General features: G+C 59.5%; 16 protein-coding genes. 12 read left to right on the top strand and 4 right to left on the bottom strand.

The features are described from left to right. Positions 1-388: 388 nt before the first annotated feature. Both PMI27_RS03290 and PMI27_RS03295 read right to left on the bottom strand, forming a co-directional pair. Positions 389-1,882 (bottom strand): CoA-acylating methylmalonate-semialdehyde dehydrogenase, encoded by a 1,494-nt coding sequence (locus PMI27_RS03290; RefSeq protein WP_008156487.1) that lies wholly within the window; start codon positions 1,880-1,882, stop codon positions 389-391. A gap of 140 nt (positions 1,883-2,022) precedes the next feature. Next, the gene (locus PMI27_RS03295) at positions 2,023-3,372 is read right to left on the bottom strand and encodes an aspartate aminotransferase family protein (RefSeq protein ID WP_008156489.1); all 1,350 of its coding nucleotides are present in this window, start codon (positions 3,370-3,372) and stop codon (positions 2,023-2,025) included. A gap of 124 nt (positions 3,373-3,496) precedes the next feature. On the opposite strand from PMI27_RS03295, the gene PMI27_RS03300 reads away from it, so the two are divergent. From PMI27_RS03300 to PMI27_RS03325, 6 genes are all read left to right on the top strand, one after another. Next, entirely contained in the window at positions 3,497-4,417 is a 921-nt protein-coding gene (locus tag PMI27_RS03300) for a LysR family transcriptional regulator (protein ID WP_008156491.1), read from the top strand. Between the two features lie 205 nt (positions 4,418-4,622). Next, positions 4,623-5,273, top strand: coding sequence for a TetR/AcrR family transcriptional regulator (locus PMI27_RS03305; RefSeq protein ID WP_033053602.1), 651 nt, complete (start codon positions 4,623-4,625; stop codon positions 5,271-5,273). A gap of 7 nt (positions 5,274-5,280) precedes the next feature. After that, positions 5,281-5,862, top strand: a complete 582-nt coding sequence (locus tag PMI27_RS03310; RefSeq protein ID WP_008156495.1) for an IMPACT family protein — start codon at positions 5,281-5,283, stop codon at positions 5,860-5,862. Positions 5,863-6,392: 530 nt separating this feature from the next. Further along, on the top strand, positions 6,393-7,958 hold the full coding sequence (locus PMI27_RS03315) for an ABC transporter ATP-binding protein (RefSeq protein WP_008156497.1): 1,566 nt from the start codon (positions 6,393-6,395) through the stop codon (positions 7,956-7,958). An 11-nt stretch (positions 7,959-7,969) separates the two neighbouring features. Then, positions 7,970-9,076, top strand: coding sequence for an ABC transporter permease (locus PMI27_RS03320; protein ID WP_008156499.1), 1,107 nt, complete (start codon positions 7,970-7,972; stop codon positions 9,074-9,076). Beyond that, a complete protein-coding gene (locus PMI27_RS03325) occupies positions 9,076-10,002 on the top strand; it encodes an ABC transporter permease (RefSeq protein ID WP_008156502.1) in 927 nt (308 codons plus the stop codon). Before PMI27_RS03320 ends, PMI27_RS03325 begins: the two co-directional genes overlap by 1 nt. Positions 10,003-10,086: 84 nt before the next feature. Here PMI27_RS03325 and PMI27_RS03330 read toward each other — a convergent pair whose 3' ends face one another. After that, the gene (locus PMI27_RS03330; RefSeq protein ID WP_008156504.1) at positions 10,087-10,509 is read right to left on the bottom strand and encodes a hypothetical protein; all 423 of its coding nucleotides are present in this window, start codon (positions 10,507-10,509) and stop codon (positions 10,087-10,089) included. An 82-nt stretch (positions 10,510-10,591) separates the two neighbouring features. Here PMI27_RS03330 and PMI27_RS03335 point away from each other — a divergent pair, with 82 nt between their 5' ends. The 3 genes from PMI27_RS03335 to PMI27_RS03345 all read left to right on the top strand — a co-directional run bounded on the left by PMI27_RS03335 (position 10,592) and on the right by PMI27_RS03345 (position 13,288). Beyond that, a complete protein-coding gene (locus tag PMI27_RS03335) occupies positions 10,592-10,942 on the top strand; it encodes a MerR family transcriptional regulator (protein WP_033053604.1) in 351 nt (116 codons plus the stop codon). 25 nt (positions 10,943-10,967) lie between these two features. Then, entirely contained in the window at positions 10,968-11,654 is a 687-nt protein-coding gene (locus tag PMI27_RS03340) for an SDR family oxidoreductase (protein ID WP_008156508.1), read from the top strand. Between the two features lie 275 nt (positions 11,655-11,929). After that, complete coding sequence (locus PMI27_RS03345; protein ID WP_008156510.1) at positions 11,930-13,288, top strand: 8-oxoguanine deaminase; 1,359 nt, start codon at positions 11,930-11,932, stop codon at positions 13,286-13,288. Between the two features lie 126 nt (positions 13,289-13,414). Here the strand turns inward: PMI27_RS03345 and PMI27_RS03350 are convergent, their stop codons facing one another. Further along, complete coding sequence (locus PMI27_RS03350) at positions 13,415-14,503, bottom strand: calcium:proton antiporter (protein ID WP_008156511.1); 1,089 nt, start codon at positions 14,501-14,503, stop codon at positions 13,415-13,417. 318 nt (positions 14,504-14,821) lie between these two features. On the opposite strand from PMI27_RS03350, the gene PMI27_RS03355 reads away from it, so the two are divergent. The 3 genes from PMI27_RS03355 (at position 14,822) to PMI27_RS03365 (ending at position 18,065) form a co-directional block, all read left to right on the top strand. Next, positions 14,822-15,904, top strand: coding sequence for a BMP family ABC transporter substrate-binding protein (locus PMI27_RS03355; protein ID WP_008156513.1), 1,083 nt, complete (start codon positions 14,822-14,824; stop codon positions 15,902-15,904). Between the two features lie 159 nt (positions 15,905-16,063). After that, positions 16,064-17,029, top strand: a complete 966-nt coding sequence (locus PMI27_RS03360; RefSeq protein WP_008156515.1) for a 2-oxoglutarate and iron-dependent oxygenase domain-containing protein — start codon at positions 16,064-16,066, stop codon at positions 17,027-17,029. Positions 17,030-17,111: 82 nt separating this feature from the next. After that, positions 17,112-18,065 carry an adenosine deaminase gene (locus PMI27_RS03365; protein WP_008156517.1) on the top strand — a complete coding sequence of 318 codons (954 nt, stop codon included), beginning with the start codon at positions 17,112-17,114 and terminating at the stop codon, positions 18,063-18,065. The last annotated feature ends 37 nt before the right edge of the window (positions 18,066-18,102 follow it).

The raw sequence follows: 18,102 nt of genomic DNA, 5'->3' as shown, positions 1-18,102 counted from the left end.
GAAGTTTTCAAAGTTTCCTTTGCAACTTCAACCACTTGCGCTTTCGATCTCTCGTTAGCGGGAGGCGAATTCTACAGCGTTAATCGCTGCTGTCAACACCTCTTTTGTTCCGCTTTCGACCGAGAAGATCGAATCGTCAAAAGAGCCAAACCACCTCGCTCTTTCAACTCCTTCTGGGCTTCGATGACCTGAAGCAACTCGCTGCCGAAAACTGCGTAACTCGTTGTTTAACAAGGAGTTTTCCGTTTCGACTGCGCCGGAAGTGGGGCGAATTATAGACTTCCAGAATCTGCCGTCAACACCTATCTTCACAATTCTGTCATATAGGTGAAAAAAGCCCCTGAAACGCAAAGGCCGGCCCCAAGGGGCCGGCCTTCTTCCCTTCTACTTACAAGCTAGGGAACGCGAACTGCGAAGCTTCATGGCTCGCTCGTTGTGGCCAGCGCTGGGTAATGGCCTTGCGACGGGTGTAGAAACGCACGCCATCCGGACCATACGCATGCAAGTCGCCGAACAGCGAGCGCTTCCAGCCGCCAAAGCTGTGATAAGCCACCGGTACCGGCAGCGGTACGTTGACGCCGACCATACCGACTTCGATCTCGTCGCAGAACAACCGTGCCGCTTCCCCATCACGGGTAAAGATGCAAGTGCCGTTGCCATACTCGTGATCGTTGATCAGCTGCATCGCTTCTTCCAGGCTATTAACCCGGACAACACACAGCACCGGCCCGAAGATCTCTTCTTTATAGATGCGCATTTCTGGCGTGACGTTATCAAACAGGCAGCCACCCAGGAAGAAACCGTCCTCATGACCCGCCACGCTCAGACCACGACCATCGACCACCAAAGAAGCACCCGCCGAAACACCGTCTTCTATATAGCCACTGACTTTGTCGCGAGCCTGACCGGAAACCAGCGGCCCCATGTCAAGACCGCATGAAGTACCGGCACCGATTTTCAGCGCCTTGATTTGCGGTACCAACTTGGCCACCAGCGCATCCGCCACCTGGTCACCGACGCACACAGCCACCGAGATCGCCATGCAACGTTCACCGCAAGAACCATAAGCCGCGCCCATCAATGCGCTGACCGCGTTATCCAGATCCGCATCCGGCATCAGCACCGCATGGTTCTTCGCGCCACCCAGTGCCTGAACGCGTTTGCCGCGTTTGGTGCCTTCGGCGTAGATGTATTCGGCAATCGGCGTCGAACCAACGAAGCTCAACGCTTTGACTTCCGGCGCTTCGATCAGCGCATCCACCGCAGCCTTGTCGCCGTGTACCACACTCAGCACACCTTTAGGCAGACCGGCCTCGATCAACAGTTGAGCAATCAACAACGTCGAACTTGGGTCACGCTCGGACGGCTTGAGAATGAAGCAGTTACCGCAGACGATTGCCAGCGGATACATCCACAGCGGCACCATGGCCGGGAAGTTGAACGGCGTAATACCAGCGACCACGCCCAACGGCTGGAAGTCCGACCAGGCATCAATGTTCGGGCCAACGTTACGGCTGTACTCGCCCTTGAGGATTTCCGGCGCTGCGCAAGCGAACTCGACGTTCTCGATTCCGCGTTTCAGTTCACCGGCAGCATCTTCCAGGGTCTTGCCGTGCTCTTCGCTGATCAGTTGAGCGATACGCGCTTCGTTCTGCTCCAGCAATTGCTTGAAGCGGAACATCACCTGCGCACGCTTGGCCGGCGGAGTGTTGCGCCAGGCCGGGAATGCAGCCTTGGCCGAGTCGATGGCTTTCTGAATGGTTTCGCGGCTGGCCAATGGCAGCTTGTGAATCGCCTGGCCGGTGGACGGGTTGAACACGTCGGCCGTACGACCGTCTTCGGTCACCAGTTCGCCATTGATCAAATGCGGGATAAGACTCATGTGGGGCTCCTGAAATTTTGTCCACCGACGCCCATCGAGGGACGCCGGCTAAAATATGAATGGCTTTTTGTAGGAGCCGAGCTTGCTCGCGATGGCTGCCTCAAGGACGCCATCGCAGGCAAGCCGTGCTCCTACAGGGATCAGTCGATTTTGTTCAGCACTTCGCCGACCGCGTCGAATAGACGATCAAGGTCTTGCGGCTTGCTGTTGAAGGTTGGGCCGAACTGCAGGGTGTCGCCGCCGAAGCGCACGTAGAACCCGGCCTTCCAAAGCGCCATACCGGCTTCGAACGGACGCACGATGGCGTCGCCGTCACGCGGTGCGATCTGGATCGCACCGGCCAGGCCGTAGTTACGAATATCGATGATGTTTTTCGAACCCTTCAGACCGTGCAGGGCATTTTCGAAATGCGGTGCGACTTCGGCCACGCTCTGCACCAGGTTTTCCTTTTGCAGCAGATCGAGTGCTGCCAGGCCCGCGGCGCAAGCCACCGGGTGCGCGGAATAGGTGTAGCCGTGCGGGAATTCCACCGCGTACTCCGGCGTCGCCTGGTTCATGAAGGTCTGGTAGATCTCGGAGCTGGCAATCACCGCGCCCATCGGGATCGCGCCGTTGGTGACTTGCTTGGCGATGCACATCAGGTCCGGGGTTACGCCAAAGGTATCGGCACCGAACATTTTGCCGGTACGGCCGAAACCAGTGATCACTTCGTCGAACACCAGCAGAATATTGTGCTGATCGCAGATCTCACGCAGACGCTTGAGGTAACCCTGTGGCGGAACCAGTACGCCAGCGGAACCGGCCAATGGCTCGACGAACACGGCGGCGATGTTGGAGGCGTCATGCAGCTCGATCAACTTCAGCAGTTCATCAGCCAGGGCGATACCGCCCTGCTCCGGCATGCCACGGGAATAGGCATTGCTCGCCAGCAAGGTGTGAGGCAGGTGATCGACGTCCATCATCGCCTGGCCGAACATTTTGCGGTTGCCGTTCACGCCACCGAGGCTGGTGCCGGCAATGTTCACTCCGTGGTAACCACGTGCACGACCGATCATCTTGGTCTTGGTCGCCTGGCCTTTCAGACGCCAGTAAGCACGGACCATCTTCACTGCAGTGTCAGCGCACTCGGAGCCCGAGTCAGTGAAGAACACGTGATTCAGATTGCCCGGGGTCAGGTCGGTGATTTTCTCAGCCAGCTGAAACGACAGCGGATGGCCGTACTGGAAGCCTGGCGAGTAATCGAGGGTGCCCAATTGCTTGGCGACCGCTTCCTGAATTTCCTTGCGGGTATGCCCGGCGCCGCAGGTCCACAAACCGGAGAGCGAGTCGTAAACCTTGCGGCCCTTGTCATCGATCAGCCAACTGCCTTCAGCCGCCACGATCAGTCGCGGATCGCGCTGGAAATTACGGTTGGCGGTGTAGGGCATCCAGTGAGCATCGAGCTTGAGCTGGCTGGCCAGGGACGTCGGGTTGTTTTCAGGCAAGTTCATGGGCAAAACCTCGCAGGGCAATAAGCGGCATAGAGATCAAAAGCGTTCTTGCAGCTAAATTGCCACGGGGATAAAGTCGGTGAAATCCAACTCTTCTAACGTTCAGTCAGGTCACCACTAAACTATGAGCAGCCGTCGCCCCGATCCGCTGGCGCAAGTCAGTGACTTTGATATCCGCTTATTGAGGATCTTCCGCAGCGTCGTGGAGTGCGGCGGCTTCTCAGCGGCGGAGTCGGTTCTCGGCATCGGCCGCTCGGCCATCAGCCAGCAAATGAGCGATCTGGAACAGCGCCTCGGTTTGCGCTTGTGCCAACGCGGTCGCGCCGGGTTTTCCCTGACCGAAGAAGGTCGCGAGGTTTATCACTCGGCGTTGCAGCTATTAAGTGCGCTGGAAAGTTTCCGCACCGAGGTCAACGGCCTGCACCAACATCTGCGCGGCGAATTGACCATCGGCCTGACCGACAACCTGGTCACCCTGCCCCACATGCGCATCACCCATGCCTTGGCGCAATTGAAGGAACGCGGCCCCGACGTGCAGATTCAGATCCGCATGATCGCGCCCAATGAAGTCGAACAAGGCGTACTCGATGGTCGATTGCATGTCGGCGTGGTGCCGCAGGCCAGCGCGCTGTCGGGGCTGGAATATCAGCCGCTCTATAGCGAACGCTCGCTGCTGTACTGCGCGGTCGGTCATCCGTTGTTTTATGTCGACGATAAGCAACTGGATGACGAGCGCCTCAATAGCCAGGATGCCATCGCGCCGACTTTCCGTTTGCCCGCGGAAATCCAGGCCCATTACCAGGCGCTCAATTGCACCGCCAGTGCCTCGGACCGTGAAGGCATGGCGTTCCTGATCCTGACCGGACGCTTCATCGGCTACCTGCCGGACCACTACGCCAGTCTCTGGGTACAGCAAGGCCGGTTGCGTGCGCTGAAACCAAAGGCGCGTTTTTATGACCTGAGCCTTGCATCGGTCACGCGCAAGGGCCGTCGTCCGCATTTGGTACTGGAAAGCTTTCTCGAAAGCCTGGCTGCGACGCGCTGAAACACCGCAATCCCTGTAGGAGCTGAGCTTGCTCGCGATGGCGGCGTAACATTCAACATTAATGGTGACTGACCCGGCGCCATCGCGAGCAAGCTCGGCTCCTACAGGGATGGGGGGTAGGTTTTATTGCGTCAGGACTTGTCTGATGCCGGTGGGTGCGCTATCAACGCACTGGTTGCACCCACTCACTTGTTCGGAAGTGCCTATGACCTTTGAAGTCCCCGCTCACGGCGGCAAACCTGCCAGCCGCATTCGTCAGAAGAACGAAGAGACCATCATCAAAGCCGCCGAAGACGAGTTCGCCCGTCACGGGTTCAAAGGCACCAGCATGAACACCATCGCCCTGAATGCCGGATTGCCCAAGGCGAATCTGCATTACTACTTCACCAACAAACTCGGTTTGTACGTGGCGGTGTTGAGCAACATCCTCCAGCTGTGGGACAGCACCTTCAACACCCTGACTGCCGAAGATGACCCGGCCGAAGCGCTGACGCGTTACATCCGCGCCAAGATGGAATTCTCCCGTCGTCAGCCGCAAGCCTCGCGGATCTTCGCGATGGAAGTGATCAGCGGTGGCGAATGCCTGACCGAATACTTCAACCAGGATTATCGCGCCTGGTTCCAGGGTCGGGCGGGCGTGTTCCAGGCCTGGATAGATGCCGGAAAAATGGACCCGATAGACCCGGTGAACCTGATCTTCCTGTTGTGGGGCAGCACTCAGCATTACGCCGATTTCGCCACACAGATCTGCCGTGTCACCGGTCGCACGAAGCTGACCAAGCAAGACATGGAAGACGCCGGCAACAACCTGATCCGCATCATTCTCAAGGGCTGCGGCCTGACGCCAACGATCTAAGACACTTATGCCTTTTACCCTCAGCGGTTTTTGCGAGTACCGCGAAGAGATTCGCAAAAGCCGCTTCATCACTTTCGCCGCGCCGATCAGCAGCCCTGCTGAAGCCCAGGCGTTCATCGAACAACACAGCGATTTGAATGCCTCGCACAATTGCTGGGCCTGGAAGCTTGGCGACCACTACCGCAGCACTGACGACGGCGAGCCCGGCGGCACCGCTGGCCGGCCGATTCTGGCGGCAATCGACGCGCAGGATTGCGATCAGGTCGCGGTGCTGGTGATTCGTTGGTATGGCGGCATTCAACTCGGCACCGGGGGCCTCGCCCGGGCGTATGGCGGCGGCGCCAACAAGTGCCTGCAAGCGGCGGCAAAGGTTGAACTGATCAGTCGGGTGCCGGTGAGTTGTGCCTGTGCTTTTGCAGAGTTGCCGCTGGTGAAGCTTCGGGTGGCAGAACTGGGTGGATTGGTTGTAGAAGAAACGTTTACAGCCAACGGCGTAGACCTGCGATTGGCGATCGGCGAAAGCCAGATCGACACCCTGCAAACGCAGCTGGCGGGCTTGAGCCGCGGACGCATTTTATTGCAGCACTAATCGCACCAACAACGTTCATAGCCCTTTCGTCGAACCGGCGCATTTGCCCACATCTACTGTGCACCCGGCTGTGGATAACCTGAGCACACCCGGCTGTAACCCTTCTGTCACGCGGCTTTGCGGGCATTGCTCACTTTTCGTCCAATCCGTCATCAAAAAAGATAAATCCACGTAAAAACAATCAGTTAACGCGGTTTATCACCATTAGAAGAAAGCCACACAGTGCTTATGCCCGACCTTCGGGCTTGCACACAAATACTGTGGAGCAATCTGTGGATAACCCGTTCATGGCTGTCGCCGCCCCATGTCCGGCATGGCTTGCCGCCGGTTGCTCGTTTTTTGACCAAACACCTTGAGCAAAACCGGAGCCTGATCAACGGCGTTGCCCTCAAGTGGTGCCTGGTTCGGGATCGACATAGGGCGAGGCGCCGTCCTCAAAGCCTTATCTGCAACGTATTTGATTTTTCCTGACTCAATGGCCAGGAAATTGCTTTGTCCACAGGCATCACTTCAATCGACCCGAGCCTGTCATGCCCAACCCCGTGCCGATCCTCGATCCAACACCTCGCCTGCAACTGCGCAACATCAGCAAGCGCTACCCCGGTTGCCTGGCCAACGATGCCATCGATCTGAGCATCGCACCCGGCGAAATACACGCCCTGCTCGGCGAAAACGGCGCGGGTAAAAGTACGCTGATGAAGATCATCTACGGCGTCACCCACGCGGACTCGGGAGAGATGATCTGGCAAGGGCAACGCGTGACCCTGCGCAACCCGGCTCAGGCTCGGGGGCTGGGAATCGGCATGGTGTTCCAGCATTTCTCGCTGTTCGAGACGTTGAGCGTGGCGCAGAACATTGCCTTGGCGGTGGGCGCGGCGGCGGGTACACCGAAACAGCTTGAGCCAAAGATTCGTGAAGTCTCCCGGCGCTATGGCATGGCGCTGGAGCCGGAGCGACTTGTCCACAGCCTGTCGATCGGCGAACGCCAGCGGGTGGAAATCATTCGTTGCCTGATGCAGGACATCCGCCTGCTGATTCTCGATGAGCCGACCTCGGTGCTGACTCCGCAGGAGGCCGACGATTTGTTCATCACCTTGCGCCGACTCTCCGCCGAGGGCTGCAGCATTCTGTTTATCAGCCACAAACTCGGTGAAGTTCGCGCGTTGTGCCACAGCGCCACGGTGTTGCGCGGCGGTCGGGTGGCCGGGCATTGCGTGCCGGCCGAGTGTTCGGATCGGCAACTGGCGCAGTTGATGGTCGGTGAAGCCGCTGCGCTGATTACGGACTATCCGAAAGTCACTGGCGCTAATGCGTTCCTGAATGTGACGGGATTGTCCTGGCACAACCCCGATCCGTTCGGCTGTTCGCTGAAGGACATCGAGCTTGAAGTACGCAGCGGCGAAATCGTCGGCATCGCCGGGGTCGCGGGCAATGGTCAGGATGAGTTGCTGGCCCTGCTCAGTGGCGAAGAACCGCTCAGCCGCAACGACGGCGCAACGATCAGTTTCGGCGGGCAACCGGTGGCGCACTTGCGGCCGGATGCACGGCGCAAACTGGGCCTGGCCTTCGTCCCCGCTGAACGTCTGGGCCATGGCGCGGTGCCGGACTTGAGTCTGGCGGACAATGCCCTGCTCACTGCCTTTCAACGAGGGCTGGTCAGCAACGGCCTGATCCAGCGTGGCAAGGTCGAAGCGCTGGCCGAAGAAATCATCCGCCGCTTCGGGGTCAAGACACCCGATAGCCAGACACCGGCCCGCAGCCTGTCTGGCGGCAACTTGCAGAAATTCATCCTCGGCCGCGAAATCCTCCAACAACCGAAACTGCTGGTGGCCGCGCACCCGACCTGGGGCGTGGACGTCGGCGCTGCCGCGACCATTCACCGGGCGCTGATTGCCTTGCGCGACGCCGGCGCGGCGATCCTGGTGATCTCCGAAGACCTCGACGAACTGTTCCAGATCAGCGATCGCCTCGGCGCTTTGTGCAGCGGTCGATTGTCGCCGCTCAAGGCCACGGTCGACACGCGCCTGATCGATGTCGGCGGCTGGATGGCCGGCCAGTTCGACGCCCCTCAATCACTCGCACCCGCAACGGTTTAACGGAGTTTCACATGCTGCTTTCTCTCGAACCCCGTGGCCAGCAATCGCGCCTGATGCTGTGGTGCTCGCCATTGCTGGCGGCTGTCCTGACGTTAGGCTGTGGCTCGCTGCTGTTTATCGCGCTGGGGCATGATCCATTACTGACGCTGCACACCTTGCTCATCGCACCGATCAGCGACCTATATGGCGTCTCCGAACTGCTGGTCAAAGCGCTGCCGATTTTGCTCTGCGCGTTGGGGCTGGCCGTGGCGTACCAAGCACGAATCTGGAACATCGGCGCCGAAGGTCAGTTGCTGCTTGGCGCGCTGGCCGGCAGTGCATTGGCGGTGAACATCATCGACCTGCAAAGTCGCTGGGCGCTGGTGATGATTCTGCTCGTCGGCACCCTGGCCGGTGCCGCATGGGCCGGGCTGACGGCGTGGTTGCGTACGCGTTTCAATGCCAATGAAATCCTCACCAGCATCATGCTCAATTACATCGCCCTGAACCTGTTGCTGTTCTGTGTGCATGGGCCGCTGAAGGATCCGGCTGGATTCAACTTTCCGGAGTCGGCGATGTTCGGTGATGCCAGCCGTTTGCCGCTGCTGATGGAGGATGGTCGGGTCCACGTCGGCGTGTATTTCGCCTTGCTCGCGTTGGTCGCGGTGTGGGTGTTGCTGCAGAAAAGCTTTATCGGGTTCCAGATCAAAGTCCTCGGGCTGGACAAACGCGCAGCGGGGTTCGTCGGCTTCCGCGAGAAGCGGCTGATCTGGCTGGCACTGTTGATCAGCGGAGGATTGGCGGGGCTGGCCGGGGTGTGTGAAGTCACCGGGCCGATCGGCCAATTGGTGCCACAGGTCTCGCCCGGTTACGGCTATGCCGCGATCACCGTGGCGTTTCTCGGGCGACTCAATCCCATCGGCATTCTGTTTTCCAGCCTGCTGATGGCGCTGCTGTACATCGGTGGCGAGAGCGCGCAGATGAGCATGAATCTGCCGCAAGCGATCACGCAATTATTCCAGGGAATGATGCTGTTTTTCCTGCTGGCCAGTGACGTGCTGATTCTCTACCGACCGCGCTTGAACCTGCGCTGGTCCCGTCGTGCACAAGCCACCGCCGTACACGCAGGAGCGCTGTGATGGATATCGATCTGCTCAGCAATATTTTCTACGCCATGGTCCGTTGCGGCACGCCGCTGCTGTTGGTGGCACTCGGTGAGTTGATCTGCGAGAAGAGCGGCGTTCTGAACCTCGGCCAGGAAGGGATGATGCTGTTTGGTGCGGTGATCGGTTTTATCGTCGCCTTGAACAGCGGCAACCTGTGGCTCGGCGTGTTACTGGCGATGCTTGCCGGGATGCTGTTGTCCTCGTTGTTTGCGCTGGTGGCGCTGGTGTTCAACGCCAATCAGGTGGCCACCGGGTTGGCGCTGACAATCTTCGGCGTGGGTCTGTCGACGTTTGTTGGCGCGGCGTGGGTCGGTAAACCGCTGGCAGGTTTTGAGCCGGTGGCGATTCCTTATTTGAGTGAAATCCCGCTGATCGGACGGATGCTGTTTGCGCAGGATCTGCTGGTGTATGTGTCGTTCGCGCTGTTTGCGCTGGTGGCCTGGGTGATTGTGAAAAGTCGCGTCGGGCTGATCATTCAGGCGGTCGGGGAAAATCCGGATGCGGCCAGTGCCATGGGTTTGCCGGTGTTGGGCGTGCGCACGCTGGCGGTGCTGTTTGGTGGGGCGATGGCTGGATTGGCCGGGGCTTATTTGTCGTTGGCTTATACGCCGATGTGGGCGGAGAACATGAGCGCCGGACGTGGCTGGATTGCCTTGGCACTGGTGGTGTTTGCCAGTTGGCGGGTGTGGCGATTGCTGCTGGGGGCGTATCTGTTCGGGCTCGCCAGCATCCTGCATTTGGTGGCACAGGGATTGGGGCTGGCGATTCCGTCGAGTCTGCTGGCGATGCTGCCGTATGTCGCGACCATTGTGGTGTTGGTGCTGCTGTCGCGGGATGCGCTGCGTACGCGGTTGTATGCGCCGGTGTCGTTGGGAAAACCGTGGCAGGCCGGGCATTAGTGGTTGTCTGCACCGGCCCCATCGCGAGCAGGCTCGCTCCCACATTTGACCGAGTCGAGCCGGATTTTTGTGTTTAACGCAAATCTACTGTGGGAGTGAGCCTGCTCGCGATGACGCCCGAACTGGCAACACCTGAGCCACGCCCCACGCCAATTCAAAGAACAGGAAAATCGCCAACAAAGAGCTGGCGCCATGGAGCAAGGCATAGAGCTGCCAAGCCGAAAACAAAAACCGCCCCACCGCGTCATACCGCCCATACACCTGCTGCGGATCACGAATCCGCAGCACCGTCCACACGCAGACAATCGACCCCAACAGATTGGCCATCAGCATGTGCATCGGCTCAAACGGCGGCAGCTCGCCGGACAAATTGAACGCCTGACTCACGCTCAACAAAACGCCATGCAACGCCACAAAACTCCACGGAGTGACAAACGCTGCCGTCACGATCAAGTCATACCAGGCGCTACCCTTCACCAACCGGCGAAATTGCGTCGAAGTCCACATCCGTTTTGCTCCAGAAAATCAGGGAGCAACAAGACTAAAGCCTGGAGTATGCTCCAGGGTCAAGCCCTCTCGAGATGTCATGATGCGCATCGGTGAATTAGCCCAGGCCAGCGCCGTCAGCCGCGACACGCTGCGTTTCTACGAGCAACGCGGATTGATTGCGGCGCAACGTAGCGCCAACGGTTATCGCGATTATCCGGCGGACATGGTGCAACTGGTGCTGTACATCAAGACCGCTCAGCGATTGGGCTTTACCCTCGGCGAGATCGGCAACAGCGTCGCCGCGATATGGCAGTCGCCCGATCCGGACAGCGCCGTCACGCAATTGCTGCAAGACAAACTCAAACTGATCGAAACCCGAATCGACGAACTCGGCGCACTGCGTCAGGAGTTGCAGCAACGGCTCGGTCAGCGCTGTCCATTAAATCCGTGATCCTCATTTATCAAGGAAGCCACTTATGTCTACGGCAAAAACCGCACTCATCATCGGCGCCTCCCGAGGCCTGGGCCTCGGCCTGGTAAAAACCCTGCTGGCCGACGGTTGGCAGGTCACCGCCACCGTGCGCAATCCGCAGAACGCCGAAGCCTTGCAGGCCGTGGGCAAGGTGCGGATTGAAAAACTCGACATGGATGATCAGCAAGCGGTCATCGCTCTGAGCCAGCAGCTTAAGGGCGAAGTGTTCGACCTATTGTTCGTGAATGCCGGGGTCAAAGGTCCGGAAGTTCAAACGCCGGGCGGCGCGACGCTGGCCGAGGTCGGGCAACTGTTCTTCACCAATGCGGTGGCGCCGATCAATCTGGCCCAGCGTTTTGTCGGGCAGATTCGTCCGGACAGCGGTGTGCTGGCATTCATGAGTTCGGTGCTGGGCAGCGTGACCATGCCGGATGCGCCGGAGCTGGCGTTGTACAAGGCGAGCAAAGCGGCGCTGAACTCGATGACCAGCAGCTTCGTCACTCAGTTGGGCGAGCAGAAACTCACCGTGCTGTCGCTGCATCCGGGTTGGGTGAAGACCGACATGGGCGGTGAGGGTGCCGACATCGATGTGGACACCAGCACGCGTGGGTTGGTCGACCAGGTGAATGCGTATACCGGCAAGGGCGGGCACCATTTTGTGAATTACCGGGGTGAAACCATTCCCTGGTAACACCACCGTCCTGCCCTTGTAGGAGCTGAGCTTGCTCCGGGCGGCGATCCGACGATGGGGCCATAACATTCAGCATTGATGTTGAATGTCAGTCCGCTATCGCGAGCAAGCTCGGCTCCTACAGGGGTTTGGGTTGTTCTGTCGGGCCGGGCTTGCCCATAGCGCGGTTTTGTTCGAAACTCCGCACCTCGTCCCCCGCGGCGACCCTGGATCAGCAGACAGGGTAATCACTGAGCTGGCTAACCTGAACCCCACTTTCAGAGGAGCCGGCCAACATGCCTGCGACCCGTACCTGGTTAAAAAATCCCCTCGCGATCTTCACTGCCAATGGCCTCGATGCCCGTGGTGGCCTGGTGCTGCAAGACGGTTTGATCGTCGAAGTGCTCGCCGCCGGCCAGCAACCTTCCGCGCCCTGTGGACAAGTGTTCGATGCCCGCGAACATGTGATCCTGCCGGGACTGATCAACACCCATCACCACTTCTATCAAACCCTGACCCGCGCCTGGGCGCCGGTGGTCAATCAGCCGTTGTTCCCGTGGCTGAAAACCCTCTACCCGGTCTGGGCCCGCCTCACCCCTGAAAAACTCGCCCTAGCCAGCAAAGTCGCGTTGGCCGAGTTGCTGCTGTCCGGCTGCACCACCGCGGCCGATCACCATTACCTGTTTCCGCAAGGCCTGGAAAATGCTATCGACGTGCAAGTCGAAAGCGTTCGCGAACTGGGCATGCGCGCCATGCTGACGCGCGGTTCCATGAGCCTCGGCGAAAAGGACGGCGGCCTGCCGCCGCAGCAAACCGTGCAGGAAGGCGAAGTCATCCTGGCCGACAGCCAACGCTTGATCGCTGAGTACCACGAACGTGGCGATGGCGCGCAAATCCAGATCGCCCTGGCGCCCTGCTCACCGTTCTCGGTGACCCCGGAAATCATGTCCGCCAGCGCCGAACTGGCGAACAAACTCGACGTGCGCCTGCACACCCATCTGGCCGAAACCCTCGACGAAGAAGACTTCTGCCTGCAGCGCTTCGGCCTGCGCACTGTGGATTACCTCGACAGCGTCGGCTGGCTCGGCCCGCGCACCTGGCTGGCTCACGGCATCCACTTCAACCCGGACGAAATCGCTCGCCTCGGCGCCGCCGGCACCGGCATTTGCCATTGCCCGAGTTCGAACATGCGTCTGGCTTCCGGCATCTGCCCGACGCTGGACCTGACGGCTGCGGGTGCGTTGCTGGGCTTGGGCGTGGATGGTTCGGCGTCCAACGATGCGTCGAACATGATGCTGGAAACCCGTCAGGCGCTTTACATTCAGCGGCTGCGTTATGGCGCCGAGAAGATCACGCCGGAATTGGTTTTGGGTTGGGCGACCAAGGGTTCGGCGCAGTTGCTGGGCCGCACCGATATCGGCGAACTGGCGGTGGGCAAGCAGGCGGATCTGGCGCTGTTCAAGCTCGATGAGCTGCGGTTCTCCGGCAGTCATGATCCGGTGTCGGCGTTGCTGCTGTGCGGCGCTGATCGGGCGGATCGGGTGATGGTTGGTGGCAAGTGGCGGGTGATTGATGGGCAGGTTGAAGGGCTGGACTTGAAGGGATTGATTGCGGATCACAGCCAGGCGGCTCGGCAGTTGATTGCCGGTACCTGACACAACACAAATCAAAACTGTGGGAGCGAGCCTGCTCGCGATGACGGAGTGTCAGTCGACATCAATGGTGTTTGACACACAGCTATCGCGAGCAGGCTCGCTCCCACAATTGGTTTTGCGGTGTGTTTAGAGGCCCAGCAGCGACAACATGATGAATGTCGCAAACAGCACGAAGTGGGTCATGCCTTCGATGGCATTGGTTTCGCCATCGTTGAGGTTGATTGCGCTGACGATCAGGGTAAGGAAGACCATCACGGTCTGCACCGGGGTCATCGCCATCTGGAACGGCTGGCCGGTGTAGAGCGCCATCGCTTCCATTACCGGCACCGTCAGGATGACCGTCGACAGCGACGCGCCCATGGCGATGTTGACCACCGACTGCATGCGGTTGGCCAGCGCCGCCCGCAACGCGGTCAGAATTTCCGGCGCCGCCGAGATTGCCGCCACAAGGATCGCGGTGATCACCGGCGGTGCGCCCGTCCCTTCGAGGCCCAGGTCGAGGGTCTTGGACATCACTTCGGCCAATGCGCCGATCACCACCACGCCAAACACCAATGTCCCGATACTCAGCACCAGATTGACCGGTTCAGGTTCTTCCTCCGGGACTTTCTTGCGGCGTTTTTCCGGGTAGCTGTAACTGAAAAAATAACTGTGTGGGCCGACCTGCATGCGCAGGAACAGGGCGTAGAGCACGACCATCGCGCCGATGGTGAAGCCTGAATAGAGTTTCCAACTGACCTCGGGGATGAACTCCGGCACCACCATCGAAACGCCCATGGCGGTGAGGATCATCACGCTGTAACTGCGGGCCGAGTCGTCGTTGTAGGACTGTTCGCCATGCTTGAGCCCGCCCATCAACGCAGCGAGGCCGAGGATGCCGTTGATGTCGAGCATGACCGCCGAATAAATCGTGTCACGTACCAGGGTCGGCGAGGCTTCGTTGCTCATCATGATCGCCAGGATCACCACTTCCACCAGCACGGCGGCCAGGGTCAGGATCATCGTGCCGTAGGGGTCGCCGACTTTTTCTGCCAGCAGTTCGGCGTGATGGGCAACGCGCATGGAGGCAACGACGATGAAGGCGATCAGTACGAGGCCGGCGGTCAGCGCAATGGGTTGGCCGCTGTGCAGCATCCAGTGCTCCAGCGGGTAGGCGACGACGGCGGCGAGCAGGGCCAGCAACAGAAACTTTTCTTGCTTGAGGAGTGTGAGCATTGCGGGCCTTTTTGCCGTGTGAAGCGAAACCGGGGTGATGAGCTACTGACTGCGGGGCGGCGCTAACGTTTCGTTACACCTTAGCGCACCAGTGGATGGCAACAGGTTCGGGCGGTGCACTTTTATTGGCCTTGCGGGCCTCATCGCGGGCAAGCCTTGCTCCTACAGGATTTACATCGTTCTTGAGAGCGACGCTGTACCTGTAGGAGCAAGGCTTGCCCGCGATGGCCGTTACGCGATCTCGAGGCATTTGTTGTCCTGTTGGTCAGCAACTTGCATTGGCCTTGCCAACCTCACAACAACATGGAGTTCGAATTCATGCACAAACGTCCGTTGAAGAAGCTGCTTTGCGCCGTCGCCGCAGCCATCGGTCTGAGCGCAAGCCTGACTGCCAGTGCCGCCGATCCGCTGAAAGTCGGCTTCGTCTACATCGGTCCGATTGGCGATCACGGCTGGACGTATCAGCATGAACAAGGGCGCAAGGCGCTGGCCGAAAAATTCGGTAACCAGATCACCACCAACTATGTGGAAAACGTCGCTGAAGGCGCCGACGCCGAGCGGGTGATCCGCAACATGGCCAAGGACAAGTACGACCTGATCTTCACCACGTCCTTCGGCTACATGAACCCGACCCTGAAAGTCGCCAAGCAATTTCCCATGGTGACCTTCGAACACGCCACTGGCTACAAACAGGACAAGAACCTCGGCACCTACCTGGCGCGCACGTATGAAGGTCGCTACGTCGGCGGTTTCCTTGCGGCGAAGATGACCAAGACCAAGAAGATCGGTTACGTCGCGTCCTTCCCGATCCCGGAAGTGATCCGCGACATCAACGCCATTCAACTGGCCCTGAACAAATACAACCCGGGCACCGAGATCAAGGTGGTGTGGGTCAACTCCTGGTTCGATCCGGGCAAAGAGGCGGATGCCGCCAACGCGTTGATCGATCAGGGCGTGGACGTGGTGTTCCAGCACACCGACAGCCCGGCGCCGATCCAGGCGGCTGAACGTCGCGGCGTGTATGCCGTGGGCTACGCTTCGGACATGGCGCACTTCGGGCCGAAAGCGGTGCTGACGTCCATCGTCAACGACTGGGGGCCGCACTACATTCAGGCGACCCAAAGCGTGCTCGACCACCTGTGGAAATCGCAGGATTACTGGGGTGGCTTGAAGGAAGGTACGGTTGAGTTGCCGATCAGCGATCTGGTGCCAGCGCCGGTGAAAGCCGAGGCAGAGCAGATCATTGCCGACATCAAAAGCGGTGCTTTCCACCCGTTCACCGGACCGATCAAGGATCAGGCAGGCGTCGAAAAGATTGCGGCGGGCGCGACGGCGAGCAATGCGGAGCTGGCATCGATGAACTACTACGTTGAAGGCATGAAGGCTGACATTCCGAAGTAACTCCCGAGCCAAACACAAAACCCCTTGTGGGAGCGAGCCGGCTCCGGGCGGCGTTCCGACGATAGCGAACTGACATTCAACATTGATGCTGAATGTAATGGCCCCATCGCGAGCAGGCTCGCTCCCACAATGGATTTTCAGCGTTCTTAAGGACTGCGCATGAACCAGCTCCCGATCATCGACATCGCCCCGCTCTACACCGATGACCCATCCGCATGGCAATCAATCGCCACACAAATCGACCACGCCTGCCGCGAGTGGGGCTTCTTCTACATCAAGGGGCACCCGATCAGCGCCTGGCGCATTAACGCCGTGCTCGACAGCGCCCAACGTTTCTTCGCCCTGCCCGCCGCCGAAAAACTCAAGATAGACATCACCCAAACCCGCCACCACCGCGGTTACGGCGCCATCGCCACCGAACAACTCGACCCGAGCAAACCCAGCGACCTGAAAGAAACCTTCGACATGGGCCTGCACCTGCCAGCCGATCACCCTGACGTGCTGGCGGAAAAACCGCTGCGCGGCCCCAACCGTCATCCGTCGATATCCGGCTGGGAGTCGCTGATGGAGCAGCACTACGTCGACATGCAGGCCTTGGCCCTAACCCTGTTACGGGCCATAACCGTGACGTTGGGCATCGAGCGCGACTTTTTCGACACCCGTTTCGTTGAACCGGTCAGCGTGCTGCGGATGATTCATTACCCACCGCGCCACACCGCCAGTTCCGAAGAGCAACAAGGCGCCGGAGCCCACACCGATTACGGCTGCATCACCCTGCTGTATCAGGATGCCGCCGGCGGCTTGCAAGTGCGAAACGTTAAAGGCGAGTGGATCGACGCGCCACCGATCGACGGCACGTTCGTGGTCAACCTCGGCGACATGATGGCGCGCTGGAGCAACGACCGTTACCTGTCGACGCCGCACCGGGTGATCAGCCCGCTGGGCGTGGACCGTTACTCGATGCCGTTCTTCGCCGAGCCGCACCCCGACACGGTCATCGAATGCCTGCCCGGCTGTCAGGATGAGCGGCACCCGACAAAGTATCCGGCCACCACCTGCGCCGAATTCCTGCTCTCGCGCTTCGCCGATACCTACGCCTATCGACGGGAACAGGAAGCGCTGTGATGAACCGGCTGGTCAGGTTTTGCTAATTGTTTCCACGGGCATCTGTAGAATGCTCGCCATCTGCACCTGATGAGAAAAGACTATGTACGACTGGCTGAACGCCCTGCCCAAGGCAGAACTGCACCTGCACCTTGAGGGTTCGCTGGAGCCTGAGTTGCTGTTTGCCCTGGCCGAACGCAACAAGATCGCCCTGCCGTGGAGCGACGTCGAAACCCTGCGCAAGGCCTACGCCTTCAACAACCTGCAAGAGTTTCTCGACCTGTATTACCAGGGCGCCGACGTGTTGCGCACCTCTCAGGATTTCTACGACCTGACCTGGGCTTACCTGTTGCGCTGCAAGGCGCAGAACGTGATTCACACCGAACCGTTCTTCGACCCGCAGACCCACACCGACCGTGGCGTGCCGTTCGAAGTGGTGCTCAATGGCATCGCCGCCGCGTTGAAGGATGGCGAGCAGCAACTGGGCATCACCAGCGGTTTGATCCTGAGTTTCCTGCGCCATTTGAGCGAAGAAGAAGCCGAGAAAACCCTCGACCAGGCGCTGCCGTTCCGTGATGCGTTTGTGGCGGTCGGTCTGGACAGTTCGGAAATGGGTCACCCGCCGAGCAAGTTCCAGCGCGTGTTTGATCGTGCCCGCCACGAAGGCTTCCTGACCGTCGCCCACGCCGGTGAAGAAGGCCCGCCCGAGTACATCTGGGAAGCCCTTGATCTGCTGAAAGTCCAGCGCATCGACCATGGCGTGCGCGCCATCGAAGACGAGCGTTTGATGCAGCGGATCATCGACGAGCAAATCCCGTTGACCGTGTGCCCGTTGTCTAACACCAAGCTCTGCGTGTTCGATCACATGTCTCAGCACAACATTCTCGACATGCTCGAACGTGGCGTGAAAGTGACCGTGAACTCGGATGACCCGGCGTACTTCGGCGGTTATGTCACCGAGAACTTCCATGCGCTGTATACCCATTTGGGCATGACCCAGGATCAGGCCAAGCGTCTGGCGCAGAACAGCCTGGATGCACGGCTGATCAAGCCATAAGCAACACCGCATGACCAATGTGGGAGCGAGCCGGCTC

Source organism: Pseudomonas sp. GM41(2012) (assembly GCF_000282315.2).
Taxonomy (GTDB): Bacteria; Pseudomonadota; Gammaproteobacteria; order Pseudomonadales; family Pseudomonadaceae; genus Aquipseudomonas.
This window is presented reverse-complemented; position numbering and strand designations above follow the sequence as displayed.